Source organism: Streptomyces sp. ICC4 (assembly GCF_003287915.1).
Lineage (GTDB): Bacteria > Actinomycetota > Actinomycetes > Streptomycetales > Streptomycetaceae > Streptomyces > Streptomyces tritrimontium.
The window spans coordinates 3,739,176-3,757,646 of record NZ_CP030286.1 but is presented as its reverse complement, the minus strand read 5'-3'; the positions used below and the strand labels follow the sequence as shown (position 1 = coordinate 3,757,646).

Sequence of the window (18,471 nt, the reverse complement as noted above, 5' to 3'; positions counted from 1 at the left end):
CCCTTCCACACCGCCGCCGCCGGAAACCGTCCGGTACGCCGTCCGGGCCTGCGCGGGGCCGTGACGTAGCTGAGGGACCCTCAGCAGCCGTCGCAGGGACAGCAGCAGCAGTCGCCGCACCCGCAGTCGCAGTTCCCGCAGCCGCAGTCGCAGTTGTTGCACCACGCTTCCTTCTTCTCACGGGACCACGGGCCCTCGTGGTCCGTGCAGCACAGCTGGCAGGTGCAGAACAGCCCGAGGGCCACCGCGCAGCCCGACAGCAGGTCGCGCCGCGGCTTGCGCGGAGGCGGCGGCGGGCCGAAGTCCATCGGGGGCGGGCCGAAGCCGCCCTGCCCGGCGGAGTCCGTCACCGTGTGGGAGCAGCTCGCGGTCCCGAAGGCCCGGTCCACCGAGGTGCGCAGCTCGTGCACCAGCAGCCGGTGGGCCAGGCCCGCGTCCGCGAACTCCACCTCGCGCAGTGCCAGCCGGATGCCCCGCAGGGCGTCGTCGCAGAGCCTGCGCGCCTCGGCGCGGGAGGTCCCGGTGGCGGTCAGCGGGTTCCAGGCGCCCGCCGCGGCGTCGCGGCCCTGGTCCTCGACGGCGTCCAGCAGGTGGGCGAGCCGGCCGAAGTAGCGGCCCGCCTCCGCGAGTGCGGGGGCGTTGCCTGGCCGTCCGGCGAGGGTCGCGGTATGGGCGAAGGCGGCGGCCGTCGCGGTCTCGGTCGGCTCGGTCACCACGAGCACCGGCGTGCCGGGGCCGGCCAGGGTCTCGATGCCCGCCTGCCGGTCCACGGCGTCGACGAGCACGGCCGTGTCGAAGCCGACCGAGGCCCCGGTACGGGCGCCCGCCCGGTCCCAGCCCCGGGCCACCCGGCGCGCCGCGAGGGCGATGGGGGCGCGGGCCAACAGCCCGTCCCGGTCGGCCACGTGGTCGCGCACCTTCGCGGAGGCCAGGACGAGCGAGACGGCGGCGGCGAGCCTCGCCCCCTCGCCCTCGGCGACCGGGGCCGTGCGCATCCCGCGCAGTGGACAGGGGCCCGCGGTGCGGCGGCCGCTCGCGGCCGGACCGGACTGAGCCTCCGTCAGAACGGAGACGAGCAGCCCGTCGTAGTTGGTCACGATCCTCGCGAACTGGCCGTGGTCCCCGCGAAGTGCCAGGCAAAGCCCGCAGAGATGGGCCATCCACTCCGTCTTGAAACGCTCCCCCAGCCGGTGCGTGCAAGGTCTGACGATGCCGAACATGGTGCTCCCCCGTGTGTCATACGCGTGCTCGACGGGCATCGTAGCGAGCACGGCCCTTCACCCGTACGTCCCCGTCGGTCACCCGTACGGCGGCACTGGTCGTATTTTCACTCAGTCAGCAGCGGTACCCGCCTGGATCCTTGACCGTGCAACGGATGTTCTGCACCAGTACCGTCACGAAACCCCTGCGCGGCGACTATCCACTTGGCGCGTTGTCAGCATCATGGACGACGATAGGAACGCGGAAGAGAAGACAGACTGACCGCGATGAAAGGAGGCGTCCATGGGTTCGGTGCGCAAGGCGAGTGCCTGGCTGGGTCTCGTAGAGGACAGCGACGACGAGCGTTACTACGACGACGACTACGCGGAGGCCCCGCAGGGGGGTTCGGTGGTCGGCCCCGGCGAGCAGTGGGTCACCGACCCGCGCGTCAAGGTGGCGTCGGAGTCCGCCGTCGATCAGGGCCGCCGCATCGCGACGGTCACTCCGGACGGTTTCCGTGACGCGCGCGGCATCGGCGAGCTGTTCCGGGACGGCGTCCCGGTCATCGTGAACCTGTCGTCGATGGACCCCGGCGACGCGAAGCGCGTGGTCGACTTCGCGGCCGGTCTGACCTTCGGCCTGCGCGGTTCGATCGAGCGGGTGGCGACCAGGGTCTTCCTGCTGACCCCGGCCGACACCCAGGTCGTGAGCGGTGAGTCCGGTGGCCGCTCGCGTGACTTCTTCAACCAGAGCTGAGGCCGGGCCCTCACCGGCCTAACGGAAAGCGTCGAGCCCGGTGAGCGCCTTGCCCAGCACCAGCTGGTGCATCTCGACGGTGCCCTCGTAGGTGAGGACCGATTCGAGGTTGGTGGCGTGCCTCATGACGGGGTACTCGAGGGAGATCCCGTTGGCACCGAGGATCGTCCGCGCGGTGCGGCAGATGTCGATGGCCTCGCGGACGTTGTTGAGCTTGCCGAAACTGATCTGCTCCGGTCGCAGCGTGCCCGCGTCCATGCGCCGGCCCAGGTGGTGGGCGAGCAGGATGCCCTTGTGGAGCTCCAGTGCCATGTCCGCCAGCTTGGCCTGGGTGAGCTGGAACCCGCCGATCGGCCGGCCGAACTGCTCGCGCGTCTTCGCGTAGTCCAGCGCCGCCTCGAAGCTGGCGCGCGCCGCGCCCATGGATCCCCACACGATCCCGTACCGCGCGTGGCTGAGGCAGCCGAGCGGCCCCTTGAGGCCCCTGACGCCCGGGAGCACCGCGTCGGCGGGCAGCCGTACATCGTCCAGGACCAGCTCGCTGGTCACCGAGGCGCGCAAGGACCACTTGTGCTTGATCTCGGGCGCGGAGAAGCCGGCGGTGTCCGTGGGCACGGCGAACCCGCGGATCCCCTCGTCGGTCTGCGCCCACACCACGGCCACCGACGCGACGCTCCCGTTGGTGATCCACATCTTGCGCCCGCTGAGCACCCAGTCGGTGCCCTCGCGCTTGGCGTGCGTGCGCATCGCGCCCGGGTCGGAGCCGACGTCCGGCTCGGTCAGCCCGAAGCAGCCGATGAGCTCGCCGGCGGCCATGCCGGGCAGCCAGCGCTGCTTCTGCTCCTCGGAGCCGTACTTCCAGATCGCGTACATCGCGAGCGATCCCTGTACGGAGACCAGGGAGCGGATCCCGGAGTCGGCGGCCTCCAGCTCCAGACAGGCGAGCCCGTACTGGACGGCGCTGGCGCCCGCGCAGCCGTATCCCTCGAGGGACATCCCGAGGGCCCCGAGTGCGCCGAGCTCCTTGGCGAGCTCGCGGATGCCGGGCAGCTCGCCGTTCTCGTACCACTCGGCGATGTGCGGCAGCACGCGGTCCGCGGCCCAGCCGCGGACGGTGTCCCGGATGGCGAGGTCCTCGGGGGTGAGGAGCTCGTCGAGCCCGAGCGGATCGGTGGGAACGAAGGACACGGAGCGCCTCCTGGCAGGCCGGACGGTGAAACCTAGCGCTGCAAGTTTGTCGTCGCCCCGGCCCCGGGTCCACCCCCGGTTTCGGCGGCGCCCCCGCCCGGCCGGATCCCGGCGGCCGCCCGCCCGGTGCCGCGGCAGGCGGCCGCCGGGATCCGGCCGGGTCAGGCCGGGTGGCCGAGCGCCGGGTCGCGCTCGGCATCGGCCGAGCTCTGGGCCGGAATCCGCGCGCCCCCGCCCGGAGCCGCGACGGCGCCCGACATCCCGGCGCCCACCCCGGTCCCCGGCTGCGCGGGCACGCGCAGCGGCTCGGGCTCGGCGCTCTCCATCGTCCTCGGCAGCTTCAGCGCCATCGCGGCCCCCGCGAACAGCAGCCCGGCGCTCACCACCAGCGTCACGTGGAGCCCGTGCACGAAGGAGTGCCGGGCCGCCGCGTACAGCGAGTCCCCCGCGGGACCGCCCAGGCGCGCGGCGATCTGGTAGGCCTCGCCCAGCGAGTGTGCGGCGCCCCGCGATTCGGCGGCGCTCACCCCCGGCACACCGGCCAGCCCGGGCGCGTAGGCCGCGTTCATCACGCTGCCCAGCAGGGCGATGCCCATCCCGGCGCCCAGCTGGTACGAGGTCTCGCCTATCGAGGCCGCGCCGCCGGCGGTGGCCGCCGGAGCCTCGCTCAGCATCGACTCGTAGGCGGCGAACAGCGTGGTCTGCAGCCCGAAGCCGAGCAGGACGAAGCCGACCGTCAGGAGCACCGGCCGGTCGTGCTGGCCCATGAAGGTCAGCAGCAGCACGGCGAGGGCGGTCAGCACGAAGCCCAGCGAGACCATTCGGCGCGGCCCGGTCCGGGCCAGCGTGTACGAGCCGGTCGCGCCCGCCGCCATCGCGGCGAAGGTGAGCGGCAGCAGCCGCAGCCCGGTCTCCAGCGGGCTCAGGTGCAGCACCAGCTGGAGGTACTGGACGGCGATCAGTTCGAGGCCGACGAGCGCGAGCATGGCCAGGACGATGCAGCCCACGGACGTGGTGAAGGCGGGCCGGGAGAACATCCGCATGTCGATCAGCGGGTGCGCGCGCCGCTTCTGGCGGCGTACGAAGAGCACCAGCAGCGCCGCGCCGAGCAGCAGCGGGACCAGCGCCTCGGCATCGGCGAGCTGGCGCTCGGCACCGATCCGCTTGACGCCGAGGACCGCGCCGAGCACGCCTGCGGCGGCCATGAGCGCGCCGAGCACGTCCCAGGGCCCGTCGCAGGACCCCTTGGACTCGGGCAGCAGCCACCGGCCGAGCGGCAGGAGCATGATCATCAGCGGGATGTTGATGAGGAAGACCGAGCCCCACCAGAAGTGCTGGACGAGGAAGCCGCCGAGGACCGGTCCGCCGGCCGCGCCGATGGCGGCGACGGCGGTCCAGATGCCGATGGCCAGCGCCCGCTCGCGCCGGTCGGGGAAGACCTGGCGCAGGATCGACAGGGTGGCCGGCATGATCATCGCGCCGCCGACGCCGAGCAGGGCGCGGGCGGCGATGAGGATCTGGGCGCTGTCGGCGAGGGCGGCGACGGCCGAGGCCGCGCCGAAGAGCCCGTAGCCGAGGAGCAGGACCCGGCGCCGGCCCACGCGGTCACCGAGGGTGCCGAAGAGGATCAGGAGGGCGGCGCAGACGAGCGGGTAGGCGTCGACGATCCACAGCAGCTCCATCGGGCCGGGCCGCAGGTCTTCGGTGACGGAGGGCACGGCGACGTGCAGGATCGTCGCGTCGAGCGCGACGAGCACCAGGCTGACGCACAGGACGCCCAGGACGGCCCAGCGGTTGGCCCCGCCGGAGGCCGCGCCGAGTCGCCGCAGTCGCTGCCGGGGGGAAGGGTTCCTGTCGTCGGCCGTGTTCGTCCCCGACATGCATGTACCTCCCAGGTGGTCCCTCGCACTCGGCGGACCAGCGTCTTCGGGCCACTGGGGGCCCTACGGGGTCCGGCGTCGACACGCGAGTGAAGGGTCAGCGTACGCGAGTTCGGCTGTCCGACACGTGGTCAAGCTCTCATCCCGGCACGGGCCGGGATGTGGTGTGCGCCACTCGTTTCACGCCATCCCTCCTCACCCGCGGGTGCGCGCGCACGTCCGCGCGCAGGTCCGCACGCACGTGTACACGCACGCCCGCGCCCGCCGGTTCTCGGCCGCGCGCGTCTGCTCGGGCCCGCCCTCGCCCTCGATAATCATGCCCGTGAAAGATCTTGGATTCCGTCGGGCCGCGCCCGCCCTGGCCGTCTTCGCCGCGGTGCGGCTGTTCGGGCTGGCCGTGCTCGCGGTGTGGGGGGCGGCGGCCGACAGCAGTGCGCACACGCTGCTCTCGGCGCGCTGGGACTCCCTCTGGTACGCCCGCATCGCCACCGAGGGGTACGGGTACGAGATCGCGCTCCCGAACGGTGACGTCCACTCCAACCTGGCCTTCTTCCCCCTGATGCCCTGGCTGGAGCGGCTCGTCTCGGCCGTCACCGGGCTCGGCCACGGATCCGCGGGCCTGGTGGTGTCGGCGCTCGCCGGGCTCGCGGCGGCCTGGGGGATCTTCGCGGTCGGCGACCTGCTCCACGGCCGCCGGGCCGGGGTCCTCGCCGTCGCGCTCTGGGCCGCGCTGCCCGTCGCGGTCGTGCAGTCGATGGCGTACAGCGAGTCGCTGTTCACCGCGCTCGCCGTCTGGAGCCTGTACGGGGTCCTGCGCGGGCACTGGCTCGGCGCCGGCCTGCTCGCGGCCGGGGCGGGGCTGACCCGCCCGGTCGGGGCGGCGGTGGTCGCGGCGGTGTGGGTGGGCGCCGCCCTGGCCGCCCGGCGCGGGGAGCGCTCCTGGCGGGCGGCGGCGGGCGCCCTGCTGGCCCCGCTCGGCGCGGCGGGCTACGTGCTGTGGGTCGGCGCCCGCACCGGCGGCGGCCCGATCGGCTACCTGGACGTGCAGGCCGGCTGGGGCAACGGCTTCGACGGCGGCCTGGCCTTCGCCCGGTTCATCGGGGCGCGCCTGGCCTCGCCGGCCTTCCCCGCCGGGATCGGGCTGATCGCGGGGGTCGCGCTCGTGGTGTGGCTGTACGTGCTCTGCGTACGGCGGCGCCAGCCCGTGCCGCTGCTGGTGTACTGCGGGATCGTGGTGGCGCTGGCCCTGTGCGCGTCCGGGTACTTCGGCTCCAAGCCCCGGCTGCTGCTGCCCGCCTTCCCGCTGCTCTTCCCACCGGCGGCGGCGCTGGCCCGGTGGCGGCCCGGCCGGGCGGCCGCGGCGCTCGGCGCGCTGGCCGCGGCCTCGGCGGTGTACGGGGCCTTCTGGCTGAACGGCTCGGGACCTCCATAGGGGGCCGAGATCACGGAATGGATCGTTCCGCTCCATCTTTGAGCAAAGTAATTGACCCGCACTCATAAATCCCGGATAAGTATGCGAAGAAATGGGCCGGACCTTGGACTGGACCACCTCCAACCAAAGGCCAACCAAAGGCGGAATGCCGGGAATTAAGTCCCGCGTGAGACCAACTCCACATCACATGGTCATCACAAAGCCCGCGATTCGACCGGGGTGCGCATCGGCGCGCGGTAACGTCGATTGAGTGCGTACCGACCAAATCCTGCCCAGACTGGAGCGGGTGTTCGCCCGGCTGGACCGGGAACCAGAGCGACCGGCTCATCTGCAAACACCGCGGATGAGCCGGCACCGCGTCGTGCTCCTCGGAGCGACCCTCGCCTTCTACCTCGCGATCGTCGTCGCGGTCCTGACCACCTCCTGGCTCGTGCGGCTGGACTGGCAGGTCATGTTCTTCCGGCCCTACGAGCAGTGGCCGCAGCTGCACGCCTTCCTCGACTACCTCGTCGTCCTGGGCCAGCGCGGACCCACGGCCGTCATGGTCGCGGCCTGGCTCGGCTGGCGCTCCTGGCGCCAGCACACCCTGCGCCCGCTGATCACCCTCGGCATGGCGCTGCTGCTGCTCAACATCACCGTCGGCGCCGTCAAGCTCGGCCTCGGCCGGCTCGGCCCCCACTACGCGACGCAGATCGGCTCCGCCGAGCTCTTCGCGGGCGGCGATATATTTCCTTCCGGCCACACCGCCAACGCCGTCGTGACCTGGGGAATCCTGGCTTACCTGGCCTCCACCGTGGTCACCCGGCGCGTGCTGTCCGTGGTGTCCGCCGTGGTCTCGCTGAGCGTCGGCGCCACCACCGTGTACCTCGGCACCCACTGGGTCAGCGACGTGCTGCTCGGCTGGTCCGCCGGTCTGCTCGTCCTCCTGGCCCTGCCGTGGTGCGAGCCGCTCATCGCCCAGGTCGAGGCGTACGTGTTCGAGGTGCGCGCCCGGCTGCGCTCCCTCGTGGAGGCCGGACAGGTCCCCGAGGCCCTCACCGGCCTGCTCGTCCCGCTGCTCTCCGCCGGTGGCAAGTGGCACCTGCGGCGCGCCGCGGAGCCGGCCGCGGAGCCCGCGGGACCGGCACAGCCGCAGGAGCCGGCCGCCGCGCCCGCCCTGCCCGCCGCGCACCACCCGGCGGCCCGCCCGGCCGTGCACCTCGCCGCCCGGCCGCACCTGATCCGCTCCGAGCGGACCCCGGCCACCCCGGCCGGCAGCCGCCGCCCGGCCCACTCCGAGCGCGCCGCCTCGCGCGGCACGGCGGCCCGCCCGGCCACGGGCGGCTAGTCCGGACGGTACGCACACCTTCCGCGTCCACGGCGGGCCCCGGTCGACGACCGGGGCCCGCCGTCGTCGTCGGTGCGGCCGCCGGGGGCACCCGGCGTCAGCGGCGCGCCCTGGGATTCCTCCGTACCGGGTCACGCTTGTGTCACGAGTTGTCGACAGTCGTTCCGCCTCCGAGTTCGGCGGGGCATTTCTTTACCGGCCCGCGACACGCCCGGGAAAATTCCCTGTCGAATTTCGCTCGAACTCCCCGGAATTCCGACCGGATCCTGCGCCCGGCCCCCTCTGTTTCCTTACATATCCTTCACTTCCCGGGGTCCTTCCCAAGGTTCCAGGGACCTGCTGAGGAGATCTCGCGCGGCCCTGATCCGGTCCGTCAGCCCGACCGGTTCGACGACTTCGAACTCACACCCGATCAGCATGATGTGAATCACCAGGACATCGAGGTTCACCGCCCCCGTCCGCAGGAGGCAGCTCTCCTCGTCGAGGGGCTCCAGGACCCCGTCGCTCCCCTTGATGATCTGCGCGGCCCGCTCCGCCGGCACCCGCAGCCGGACCACCGCACGGGCCGCGTACGCCCGCTGTCCGATGCCCTGGGAGACGTACGCGGCGAGGTCCTCGGCGGGCGCCGGGCGCGGGGTGAAGCGCGGGCCGTGCGGGGGCCTGGGCTCGATCCGGTCGGCCCGGAAGGTCCGCCAGTCCGACCGGTCCAGGTCCCATGCGACGAGGTACCAGCGGCGCTCGGTGCACACCAGGCGGTGCGGTTCGACGGTGCGGCGGGTGACGGCGCCCCCGTGGTCCCGGTAGCCGAAGCGCAGCCGCTCGGCGTCGCGGCAGACACCCGCCAGCTCGGTCAGCACGGCGGGGTCGACCGTCGCCGCGTCCGGCCCCCTCAGCAGCGGCACGGTGAACCGGTTCAGCGCCGACACCCGCCCGCGCAGCCGGGTCGGCAGCACCTGCTCCAGCTTGGCCAGGGCCCGTACGGAGGCCTCCCCGATCCCCTCGACGCCGTTCCCGGCGGCCGTGCGCAGCCCCACGGCGACGGCGACGGCCTCGTCGTCGTCGAGCAGCAGCGGCGGGAGCTCGGCCCCGGCGCCCAGCTGGTAGCCGCCCCCGGTGCCCGGACTGGCGTTCACCGGGTAGCCGAGCCCGCGCAGCCGGTCCACGTCGCGCCGCACGGTCCTCGGGGTGACCCCGAGGCGGTCGGCCAGATCGGCCCCGGTCCATTCCCGATGGGCCTGCAACAGCGACAACAGGCGCAGCAGCCGTGCGGAGGTCTCAAGCATCCCCGCAGTCTGCCGGTAGCGGGGCCGCCTCCCGAACCGCCTCCCCGCCCCCGGACCGGGGCCTGCGCCGGGACGGGGGCCTGCGCCGGACCCGGGGCCGAGGGCGGCAGCGTCAGGAACGTGCCGATCACCAAGGCCTCCGGCCGGGGGCCGATCACCACCCGGTTCGCCGCGTACAGCGCCTGCCAGCCCCCCTTCACCCGGTGCCGGCGCGCGATCCCGGTCAGCGTGTCCCCGGCGCGCACCACGTGCGCCCGTCCCGTCAGCCCGTACCGCCCCGCGCACACCGGCCAGGCCGCCCAGCCCTGGCTGCCCAGCAGGTCCTCCGCCACCCTGATCTGCTGCTCGCGCGTGGCCAGGTCCGCGCGCGGCGCGAAGGCCAGGCCGCCGTGCTCCTCCCAGGTCGGCTGCCAGAACTGCAGTCCGCCGTAGAAGCCGTTGCCCGTGTTGACCGCCCACCGGCCGCCGCTCTCGCAGTCGGCCACGCAGTCCCACGGCCAGGTCCCGCCCGGCCCGCAGTCCACCGCCGTCCCCTTATTCACACTCGCCCCTCTGACGCTCTAGTTAGTTGTGTGTCTGCAGCGTATGATGGCTGTAGACACCAGCCCTCGACGAGCTCGTCGCCCCCGTCGCCGAGGCCGTCCGGGGCTGGCACGGCGCGACCCCGGCCACCGAGATCCTCTACGTCGACACCGATCCGGCGATCGCCGACACCGCCGCGTTCGTCGAGCACTACGGCCCGGAACTCCTCGACCAGTCGGCGAACTGCGTGATCGTCGCCGCCAAGAGGGCCGGCGAAACCTCCCTCGCCGCCTGCCTGGTCCCCTCTGCCGCCCGGGCCGACGTCAATGGTGCCGTCCGCCGCCGGCTGGGTGCCCGCAAGGTGTCATTCGCACCGATGGACACCGCGGTGGAGCTCACCGGCATGGAGTACGGGGGGATCACCCCCATCGGCCTCCCGGCGGACTGGCCACTGCTGGTGGACGCCTCCCTGGTCGCTCTGCCGTACGTACTGATCGGCAGCGGCCGCCGCCGCGGAAAGCTGATCGTGCCCGGCACGTTGCTGGCCGAGCTCCCCGGCGCCGACCTGATCGAAGACCTGGCCACCTCCTGACGGCCGGTGGATTCCTGCTCCGGGCAGCCCCGGCCGGGGCTGTCGCGCCAGGCCGGGACTTGCTGCTCGACCGCGGTGTTCACCTCGGACCTGTTCGGCACGGGCCACGACCGCGCGAACCGGGCAGCGGTGGCGGCGGTGGCAAGGGCCGGCTCGACCTGGTCGGGATCGCCGTCCACGGGCCACGCAACTCCGTGGACAAAGTCCTCAAGGGCGCCCGCATGCACAGGTGCGCCGGGGCCGGGGACGGGAACCGGCCGGCAGGGCCGTGGGATCATGCCCCTGCTCGTGCTCGTGCTCCTGCCCGTGCTCCCAGGACGTAGTCGACTGCCGCCGCGGCCTCGGCGGCAGCACCGGGTGCCGTCTTGAATCCCGCGCCCGACCAGCATGCGGCGACGACGGTCCGCGGATCGCCGCTCAGGAGCCCGAGGAACGGGCCGTCCGGGTGGTACAGGTCGGTGCCGAACCGCCCGCTCATGAACGGCGCCCGATCGAGCCACGGCCACCGGGGAACCGCTCCGCCTCGGATGTGGGCGATCTGTTCCTCGGTGAGGGTGTCGCCGCTGACGACGGGGACGTTCCACTCGTCCACCGGCCGCCCCGTGAGGTGGCCGCCGGCCGCCTCGCCGTCCAGCTGCGGCCTGCCCCATACGCCGGTCGTCAGGTCGTTGACGACCGGCAGCTCCCGGCCCCCACGGTCGAAGAAGGCGTAGCGGATGCGCCGTGTGCGGGAAGCCTGAGCACCGGGGCGGAACGACAGGCGGTCGCCGAGCAGGGCCGGGGTGCCGCTGCCCGCGGCGACGACGACGCAGGCCGCGGTCAAGGCTGCGCCCGCCGTGACGACTTCCGCGCCGCGCGGGTGCGGGAGCAGTTCGTGCACCGGACCGTACGGCAGCAAGGTGGCTCCCAGACGCAGAGCCCTGGTCCGGTGGACGGCCGCCGTGGCCGTTGGGCTCGCATAGCCGCCGTCGGGCTCCCACAGTGCCGCGGAGATGCCGGCGGTGGACAGGTCCGGCCAGCGGGAGCGGAGCTGGTCCGGTGTCAGCAGTTCCGCCGCGATCCCGGCGTCCCGCAGCTCCGCGAGGCCCCGCTCAGCCTCGGGAAGGTCGTCCGGGCCGAGCAGTACGAGCGAGCCGGTACGGCGGAAGCCGCAGCGGGCGGCCTCCTCCGGGTCGCCGCCCCACAGGAGCTGGTGGCTGAGGATGGCCAGTCTGCGCAGCACGGGCTGCGGTTCGTAGGAGCGGACCAGTCCGCCGGACGCGGCGGTGGCCGCGGGAGCACCCGGTCCGAGGGTGGCGATCGCCACGGAACGGCCGGCCGCGGCGAGTTCGGCGGCGACGGCGCTGCCGACGACGCCGTCCCCGATCACGACGACGTCCGGCTCGGACACCCGCCCGGTCATCGGGGCGGGGATCCGCGAGAAGGCCCTGGCCAGCGGCACGGTCTCCCAGGCCGAGGAGGTGGCGGCGTCCACGGCGTCCCCCCGGGAGTCGAAGTCGATCCCGGCGTGCCCGCGCAGGGCGGCGAGCAGCGCGTCGCCCCGGACATCCGGTTGTGCGGTCAGTGCGTCGACGAGGCAGTCGAACGCCGCCTCCACATGGCGGCGGGCGCCGCCCCGAAGCCGCGCCACGTGGGCGTCGCCCGCGGCGGAGCCGAGCAGCCCGGGAAACTCCTCGACGGCGCAGTCGTCGGTGAACAGCAACCGGCCCTCGAAGCCCTCGGCCCGCAGTCGGCGTGCCGTGGTGGCCGCTCCCACGTGGGTGCCGCAGACGACCACGTCGACCGGCGGGTGCTCCGGCGGTTCAGCGGTCGCCAGCGCCACCCGGAAGCGATCGGCGAGTCGGCGTCCGTAGGCGCTGCCGTCGTCGACGACGGCCGGTGCCCGGTGGCCGGACGGGCGGGCCGCGGCCAGAAGGGCCCGCACCCGTCCGGTGTCATGGGCGCACCAGCGCAGTGCGCCGGGCTCGGTGAGCAGTCCGGGGGCGGTGGAGAGCGGCAGCAGCAGCGGCAGGCCGGCCGCGCGGTAGCCGTCGGTCACCCGAGCGGCCCCCATGCTGTTGAAGTGGCCGACGACCGCGGCGTAGCCGCCGTCGGCCACGACCGCGCGGCCGACCTCCGCCGCTCGGTCGGCATCCCCGCGGTCGTCGTGGAACTCCCAGGAGATGCCGGGCCCCGGGCGGGCCGCCGCCGCCCGGGTCAGCAGGACGCCCCAGGATGCGCGGGGCCCGCTGAACGGGCCGACCACGGCCACGCGTGCCCGACTACCCACGGACGGCACCGGTGAAGACCGGCGTGGCCGGAGCGATGAGCGGCAGGGCCGGCTCGGGGAGGGCGAGGGCGTCGGCGTCCACGGGCCGGGCGGGCGCCACGTGCAGCGCGGCGGCGAGCCGTGCGGCTCCCTCGGGCAGGACGGGCGCGGCCCAGGCGGACAGGGCCCCCGCCACGGCCAGTTGCCCGCGCACCGCGGCTCGGTACGCGCCGGCGCCGCCGGGCCGAGTGCGCTCGTGGGCCTGTACATGTCCGAAGTCGGCGACGCAGGAGACGGCTTCGTCGAGGAGGGCCACGGCGCGCCTCGGGTCGAATCCGGCCAGCCCGTAGGCTTCGTGGAGTTCGGCCGCGATCCGGCGCAGTCGGCTGTCGAGCAGTTCCCAGGCGGGGCCGGTGGGCTCTTCCTGCGGCACGCGGCCCGCGCAGTCGTCGGTGACGGCGGTGAACAGCCGCTCGAGCCAGCCGTCCCACAGCCCGGCGAGGTGCTCCCGGGTCCGCTCGAGTGCGGCGAGGTTGAAGTTGGTCTCGCGGCCGTTGGGCCGGTCGGCGAGCACGTGGTGACGCAGCACGTCGGATCCGGTCAGTGCGAGCGCCTCGTGGGCCCACACCGCATGCCTGCGACTCGTGGAGAACTTCAGGCCGTCGAGCTGGTAGAACTCGTTGACGACGAAGGCGCGGGGCAGCGGGGTGCGGTCGTCATGGGCGAGGAACAGCGCGGGGAAGAGCACCGCGTGGAAGTAGCCGTTGTCGAAGCCGAAGAACTGCACCGGCCCGCTCTGCGGCAGCGTTCCGCCCGTGGGGTCGTACTCCCGCAGGTAGCCGGGTGCCATTTCGAACCAGACGAACACGCGCTGGTCGGTGAAACCGGCGGTCGGCACGGGCACGCCCCAGTCCGAGGGGTGGCTGACGGCGATCTCGGGCAGTCCGTCCGCCCGCATGCGCTCGCACAGGGCCCGCAGTCGGGGCGGCATGTCGACGGCGTCCCAGAAGGCGGTCAGCCGGTCGGTGAAGGGCGCCAGCGGGAAGTACAGCCGGGCGGCGTCGCGCAGTTCCGCGTCCGTGCCGCAGGTGACGCACCGGGGGGCGATGAGGTCGCCGCAGTCGTTGGGCCGGCCGCAGGGTTCACAGGCGTTGCCGTTGCAGGACGCCCCGCACGACGGGCAGCCGCCGGTGACGTGTCCCTCGTACAGCCAGCGGTCGCACGGGCGGCAGTAGGGCAGGGGACGGGTGCGCTCGACGATGTGGCCGGAATCGTACAGGCGCTGGAAGAACTCCTGGACGAGCGGTACGTATTCCGGGTCGGTCCTTGGGCGCACGACGTGGTCGAAATCGACGGCGGCCTCCCGCCAGACGCGCACGATCGAGTCGCCGAAGCCGTCGGCCGTCTCCCCCGGCTTCCCGTCGCCGTCCCTCAGAGCGCGTACGGCGACGTAGCCCTGGTGGTCGTCGAGCCCGGTGGTCAGCCGGACGTCGTGGCCGTCGGCTCGCAGGAAGCGGCCCAGCACGTCGGCGGCGACGTAGGGGCCGGCGAGGTGGCCGACGTGGAGGTCGCCGTTGGGGGTGGGGGGCGTGGCGGTGATCCAGGAACGGTCGGTCATGCGGCGGGCCCGCCCTTCGGCTCGTGCAGCGGCCAGTAGAGCGAGATCCAGGACAGCGGCTCACCCGTGGGGTTCGACACGACGTGCTCGTCGTTGCGCGGGAGGACCAGGAGGTCACCGACGGTGAAGTCGGTGCCCTCCCCCGCCAGGCGGAGCGTGCCCGAGCCGGAGAGGATCACCATGACCTCGTCCTGGTCGTGGCAGTCGGGCTCGGAGTCCGTCCCGGCGGGCAGGAAGCAGGCCATGGCGCCGATGGGCGGTTCGTCCGCCGCTTCCTGGGACTGCCAGGGGATCAGTCGCTGGCAGGACATGCCGAATTCTTCGGAGGCGTGTGCCGCGGAAATGCGGATTCTGGTGATCAAGGGGGTCCTCGCAGCCATTGCAGAACGTTCTCGGGGACCGCCGGACGCGTCGATGCGGGGGCGGTCTGCCGAGACTGAGGAAAGATGAAACGTCGCCCTCCGCGCTGCACCGCGGTAGGGCTCTCGACCGCAGATCCTTCTCCGTGTCCGGAAGTACGTCTCGGAAACAGATCGGATGCATGGGGAAGGTGCTCTGGCACCCCCCGGAGCCGAGTCGGCGAAAATCTAACACACATGTTCTCGCGGTCAATCTGCCTGGACGTGTTCGTCGAGCAAGCCCGAAGAGGCGATGCGATAGCCGAGTTGCGCCCGGCTGGAACTCCCCAATTGCTGGGAGATCCTGCGAACGTGCTCGGCGACCGTACGAGCGCTCACGCCGAGCCTGACCGCCATCGAGGCGTCCGTGTGCCCTTCGATGAGGAGGCGCAGGATCCGGCTCTGGATGTCCGAGGTCACCACCTCCGTGCGTGCGGGCGCGGCAAGTGCTCCGACGACGCTGGCGTTGTCCCAGCACCGTTCGAAGCACCGCACCAAGTGACGCACGAGGGCCGGGTGACGCACCATCAGCGCCCCCGAGCCGCCACCGCCGCCCCCGATGCCGTCCTCGGGGGTGCGGCCGGGGTCGTCGCCGGGCACGAAGGCCACCCGCCGGTCGCAGATGATCACCCGGTCGATGTCCTCGCTCGTCGTGCGCACCTCTCCCCCGGCGCTGGTGATCCTGCGGGCGTACTCGAGCGTGGGCAGGTGCGAACGTATCCCGTGCTGATAGAGGGTCCGTTGGCGCACCCCGCGCCTCAAGGCACCCAGATCGCGCGGCAGCGCCCCGGCCAGCAGGTGCTCGGCACGCCCGCCCCCCGGCTGCACGGTGAGCAGCTCCTCCCGACAGGAGGTCACGGCCCGGTCGAGGGCGGCGTCGATGACCGAGTCGCCGAGCAGGAGGGCCAGTTGGCCGCCCTGGCCGCCCTGCGCCTCGCGGTAGGCCATTTCCGCGGCGGCGAAGGCCGCCTGGGTGGCGGCAATGGCGTTCCGGTGGCGCCGGATGCCCTCTTCGTGGGGCCGCAGCGCCTGGGCGAGGGGCCCCGCGGGTGCGACGGGCACGAGGACGCCGTCCACTCCGGGGATGCCGCGCAGCAGGCCGAGGGCCACGACGCAATCGGGTGCGTCCACCGCGCGGAGGCTGCCGGCGTTCACTGCCGCCCGGTACGCGGCAACGCCACCCGCACACAGGACGTTACCCTCGGAAACAATCTCCCTGTCCGTCTTTGTACACATAGATTCCCCCTTCATGATCACGTACTGCATGATCATGAAGGGTAAGGCCCTTGATCAACTCCCAGGGACTGTGCAGGGTGGATGCATGGACGCACCACGCGTCCTAACGGGGAGGAAATACCAATGCGCTCGGCGCTGTTATCCGCCGCTGCCGCCACTGCCGCGAAGGCAATGACCGGCCATTCGATTGTTTTCAGCCACGATTCCTCCTGGGGCCTGGGGCCTGGTGCCGCACCGCTGACCGCCTCTTAACCGGCGGTCGGGCTGCACCCCGACCGCCGCCGGCACCCGCCATGGATTCGCTTTCTCCGTTCGGAGACAAAACTTTCTTGAGGACAAGAATGCCCGAAACGCAACCACATCCGGAGCATGAACCCGTCTATGACGTGGTCGGAATCGGTTTCGGTCCCTCGAACCTCGCGCTGGCGATCGCGCTGGAGGAGCACAACGAAGCTCTGGGCGGAGAACAGGCACTCACCGGAGTCTTCCTGGAGCGCAAGCAGAGCTTCGGATGGCACCGCGGCATGCTGATCGAAGGCGCCACCATGCAGGTCTCCTTCCTGAAGGACCTGGCCACACTGCGTAACCCCGTCAGCAGGTTCGCCTTCGTGTCGTACCTGCACGACAAGGGCAGACTTGTCGACTTCATCAACCAGAAGTCGTTCTTCCCGACCCGCGAGGAGTTCCACGACTACCTGGAGTGGGCTGCCTCCGACGTCGACCACATGGTGCGCTACGACAGCGAAGTGGTCTCCGTACGTCCCGTCATCGAAGGCGGTGCGGACGGCGCGGCCACCCTGTTCGAGGTGGTCTCCCGCGATCCCGGCAGCGACGAGGAGACCGTCCACAGGGCCCGGAACATCGTGGTGGCCTGTGGCCTGGAGGCCGTCATGCCTGACGGCGTCACCGCCTCGGAACGCGTCTGGCACAGCGGCAGTCTCCTGACCAACCTCGCCGAGCTCAAGGACGACGCCCCCAAGCGCTTCGTCGTGGTGGGTGCGGGGCAGAGCGCGGCCGAGGCCACCGAGTACCTGCACCGCACCCACCCCCACGCCGAGGTGTGCGCGGTGCTGTCCCGGTTCGGCTACAGCCCGGCGGACGACAGCCCGTACGCCAACCGCGTCTTCGACCCGGAAGCGGTCGACGTCTGGTTCGACGCGCCCGAGCCGGTCCGGGACCGGCTCATGGACTACCACCGCAACACCAACTACTCGGTGGTCGACCTCGACCTCATCGTGGACCTCTACCGCACGGAGTACCAGGAGAAGGTCCGCGGCGAGCACCGGCTGCGCATCCTGCGCGCCTCCCGGGTCACCGGCGTGTCCGAACAGGCCACCGGCGTCGTCGTGCACCTCGAGGACCTGCCGGCCGAGGCCCGCAAGGAACTCGACGCCGACGTCGTCGTGTTCGCCACCGGATACCGGCCGTTCGAGCCCACCGGCCTGCTCGGCGACGCGGGACGCCACTGCGTGCGCGACGAGCAGGGACGGCTCGGCATCACCCGGGACTACCGCGTGCGCACCGACTCCGCCGTTCGCGCCGGGATCTACGTGCAGGGCGGCACCGAGCACACGCACGGCATCACCTCGTCCCTGCTGTCCATGGTCGCCGTCCGGTCCGGCGAGATACTCGCCTCCATCGTCGAGCAGCGCGACCGGCAGGCCGATCCGGCTGCCGACGCCGGCAAGAAGCCGTGAGCGGGCTTCCCTCCGCTGACGTGGCCGTGGTCGGCGCCGGCATCGTCGGAGCCGCGATCTTCCACGAACTGGCCGACCGGGGCCTCAAGGTCACCGCCGTCGACGCCCATCGCGGTGGCGGAGGAACCACCGCCCGGTGCGGCGGAGTCGTCCGCGCCTACCACGACGATCCGGTGCTGTCCGACCGGTCCCTCGTCGGCTGGCGCTACTTCCGGTCGTTCGCCGAACGCACCGGCGTCGACGTCCCCTTCCGGTCGTGCGGCTTCCTCTACCTGCCGGCTCTCGACCGGGCACAGTACGCCCAGGCGGAAACGGCCCGGATCGCCGCGGCCGGAGCCCCCGCCGAGTGGCTGCCGCCTCACGAACTGACCCGCCGATTCGGCGGGTTGGTCCGCGGAGACGCGTGCGGTGCCGTCTGGGAGCCGGACGCCGGGTACATCGACGCCGACGAGACCGTGCGCGGCTTCCTGCTCGCCGGACAGCGCAAGGGAGGCCGCCTCGTCGAGGGCGTCACGGTCCGCGGCCCGGTCCGGCAGGACGGCCGGATCACGGGAGTGGACACCGACAGCGGCGTCGTCCGCGCACGCAGCGTCGTCCTCGCCACCGGCGCCTGGACCCCCTCGCTGCTGACCTCGTGGGGCGTCCCGCACGACCTGTGGACACAGGCGATCCAGGTCGACCTGCGCCTGCCCGCGGCCCCGGTCGCCGGACACCCCGCGTACATGGACGACATCCACGACCTCAACGGGCGTCCCCACCCGGATGCCGCGGGCATCTACGTGGGCCACCCCACCGGGCTGCGCACGCCGGGAGCCGGCCACCAGCCCCTGGACCCGCAGCACTCGGCGCGCATCCGGGCAGCAGCGGCACGGCGATTGCGCTGGGCCGGGGACAGCCGGGCATGCGGCGGCCTGCGCGCCGCCGAGTGCTACGCCCCCGACACCCGGGCGCGCGTCGGCCCGCTCGTCGGCGACCCGGCACTGCTGCTCGCCACCGGCTTCAGCGGCGGCGGCTTCAAGATGGCGCCCTGGGCCGCCACCGAGGTGCTGCGCCACCTCACCAGCACGACACCGTGACCACCCTGCCTCCACGAC

At 72.8% G+C, this 18,471-nt stretch carries 13 protein-coding genes and 3 pseudogenes; 7 read left to right on the top strand and 9 right to left on the bottom strand.

Annotated elements, in window-relative coordinates; genetic code table 11:
- Positions 1-80: 80 nt before the first annotated feature.
- Positions 81-1,220 carry a DUF5685 family protein gene (locus DRB89_RS17500; protein ID WP_112449231.1) on the bottom strand — a complete coding sequence of 380 codons (1,140 nt, stop codon included), beginning with the start codon at positions 1,218-1,220 and terminating at the stop codon, positions 81-83.
- A gap of 283 nt (positions 1,221-1,503) precedes the next feature.
- Here DRB89_RS17500 and sepF point away from each other — a divergent pair, with 283 nt between their 5' ends.
- Positions 1,504-1,956 (top strand): cell division protein SepF, encoded by a 453-nt coding sequence (gene sepF, locus DRB89_RS17495; RefSeq protein ID WP_112449232.1) that lies wholly within the window; start codon positions 1,504-1,506, stop codon positions 1,954-1,956.
- Between the two features lie 18 nt (positions 1,957-1,974).
- On the opposite strand, the gene DRB89_RS17490 is transcribed toward sepF, so the two are convergent.
- Positions 1,975-3,144, bottom strand: a complete 1,170-nt coding sequence (locus DRB89_RS17490) for an acyl-CoA dehydrogenase family protein (protein ID WP_112449233.1) — start codon at positions 3,142-3,144, stop codon at positions 1,975-1,977.
- A gap of 161 nt (positions 3,145-3,305) precedes the next feature.
- Positions 3,306-5,024: an MFS transporter gene (locus DRB89_RS17485; protein WP_112449234.1), complete on the bottom strand. Its 1,719-nt coding sequence runs from the start codon at positions 5,022-5,024 to the stop codon at positions 3,306-3,308.
- A gap of 322 nt (positions 5,025-5,346) precedes the next feature.
- Here DRB89_RS17485 and DRB89_RS17480 point away from each other — a divergent pair, with 322 nt between their 5' ends.
- Both DRB89_RS17480 and DRB89_RS17475 read left to right on the top strand, forming a co-directional pair.
- The gene (locus DRB89_RS17480; RefSeq protein ID WP_343234526.1) at positions 5,347-6,456 is read left to right on the top strand and encodes a glycosyltransferase family 39 protein; all 1,110 of its coding nucleotides are present in this window, start codon (positions 5,347-5,349) and stop codon (positions 6,454-6,456) included.
- Between the two features lie 250 nt (positions 6,457-6,706).
- Positions 6,707-7,783, top strand: coding sequence for a phosphatase PAP2 family protein (locus DRB89_RS17475; RefSeq protein ID WP_112449236.1), 1,077 nt, complete (start codon positions 6,707-6,709; stop codon positions 7,781-7,783).
- Positions 7,784-8,073: 290 nt separating this feature from the next.
- Here DRB89_RS17475 and DRB89_RS17470 read toward each other — a convergent pair whose 3' ends face one another.
- Positions 8,074-9,066, bottom strand: coding sequence for a YafY family protein (locus DRB89_RS17470; RefSeq protein WP_112449237.1), 993 nt, complete (start codon positions 9,064-9,066; stop codon positions 8,074-8,076).
- A 104-nt stretch (positions 9,067-9,170) separates the two neighbouring features.
- Positions 9,171-9,566 (bottom strand): annotated as a pseudogene (locus tag DRB89_RS17465) (transglycosylase family protein); the annotation flags it as partial.
- A 104-nt stretch (positions 9,567-9,670) separates the two neighbouring features.
- Between DRB89_RS17465 and DRB89_RS17460 the strand changes: the two are divergent.
- A pseudogene (locus DRB89_RS17460) lies at positions 9,671-10,180 on the top strand (YbaK/EbsC family protein); the annotation flags it as partial.
- 72 nt (positions 10,181-10,252) lie between these two features.
- Positions 10,253-10,407, top strand: a pseudogene (locus DRB89_RS44580) (DUF2000 family protein); the annotation flags it as partial.
- Positions 10,408-10,454: 47 nt separating this feature from the next.
- Here DRB89_RS44580 and DRB89_RS17450 read toward each other — a convergent pair.
- The 4 genes from DRB89_RS17450 to DRB89_RS17435 form a co-directional block, all read right to left on the bottom strand.
- Positions 10,455-12,449 carry an FAD-dependent oxidoreductase gene (locus DRB89_RS17450; RefSeq protein ID WP_162688620.1) on the bottom strand — a complete coding sequence of 665 codons (1,995 nt, stop codon included), beginning with the start codon at positions 12,447-12,449 and terminating at the stop codon, positions 10,455-10,457.
- Positions 12,442-14,046, bottom strand: coding sequence for a class I tRNA ligase family protein (locus DRB89_RS17445; protein WP_112448298.1), 1,605 nt, complete (start codon positions 14,044-14,046; stop codon positions 12,442-12,444). Before DRB89_RS17445 ends, DRB89_RS17450 begins: the two co-directional genes overlap by 8 nt.
- Complete coding sequence (locus DRB89_RS17440) at positions 14,043-14,357, bottom strand: cupin domain-containing protein (RefSeq protein ID WP_162688619.1); 315 nt, start codon at positions 14,355-14,357, stop codon at positions 14,043-14,045. Before DRB89_RS17440 ends, DRB89_RS17445 begins: the two co-directional genes overlap by 4 nt.
- A gap of 297 nt (positions 14,358-14,654) precedes the next feature.
- The gene (locus tag DRB89_RS17435; RefSeq protein ID WP_162688618.1) at positions 14,655-15,575 is read right to left on the bottom strand and encodes a helix-turn-helix transcriptional regulator; all 921 of its coding nucleotides are present in this window, start codon (positions 15,573-15,575) and stop codon (positions 14,655-14,657) included.
- Between the two features lie 491 nt (positions 15,576-16,066).
- On the opposite strand from DRB89_RS17435, the gene DRB89_RS17430 reads away from it, so the two are divergent.
- Together DRB89_RS17430 and DRB89_RS17425 are read left to right on the top strand one after the other, a co-directional pair.
- On the top strand, positions 16,067-17,377 hold the full coding sequence (locus DRB89_RS17430; RefSeq protein ID WP_343234514.1) for a lysine N(6)-hydroxylase/L-ornithine N(5)-oxygenase family protein: 1,311 nt from the start codon (positions 16,067-16,069) through the stop codon (positions 17,375-17,377).
- The gene (locus DRB89_RS17425; protein WP_112463327.1) at positions 17,374-18,453 is read left to right on the top strand and encodes an FAD-dependent oxidoreductase; all 1,080 of its coding nucleotides are present in this window, start codon (positions 17,374-17,376) and stop codon (positions 18,451-18,453) included. Before DRB89_RS17430 ends, DRB89_RS17425 begins: the two co-directional genes overlap by 4 nt.
- Positions 18,454-18,471 lie beyond the last annotated feature (18 nt).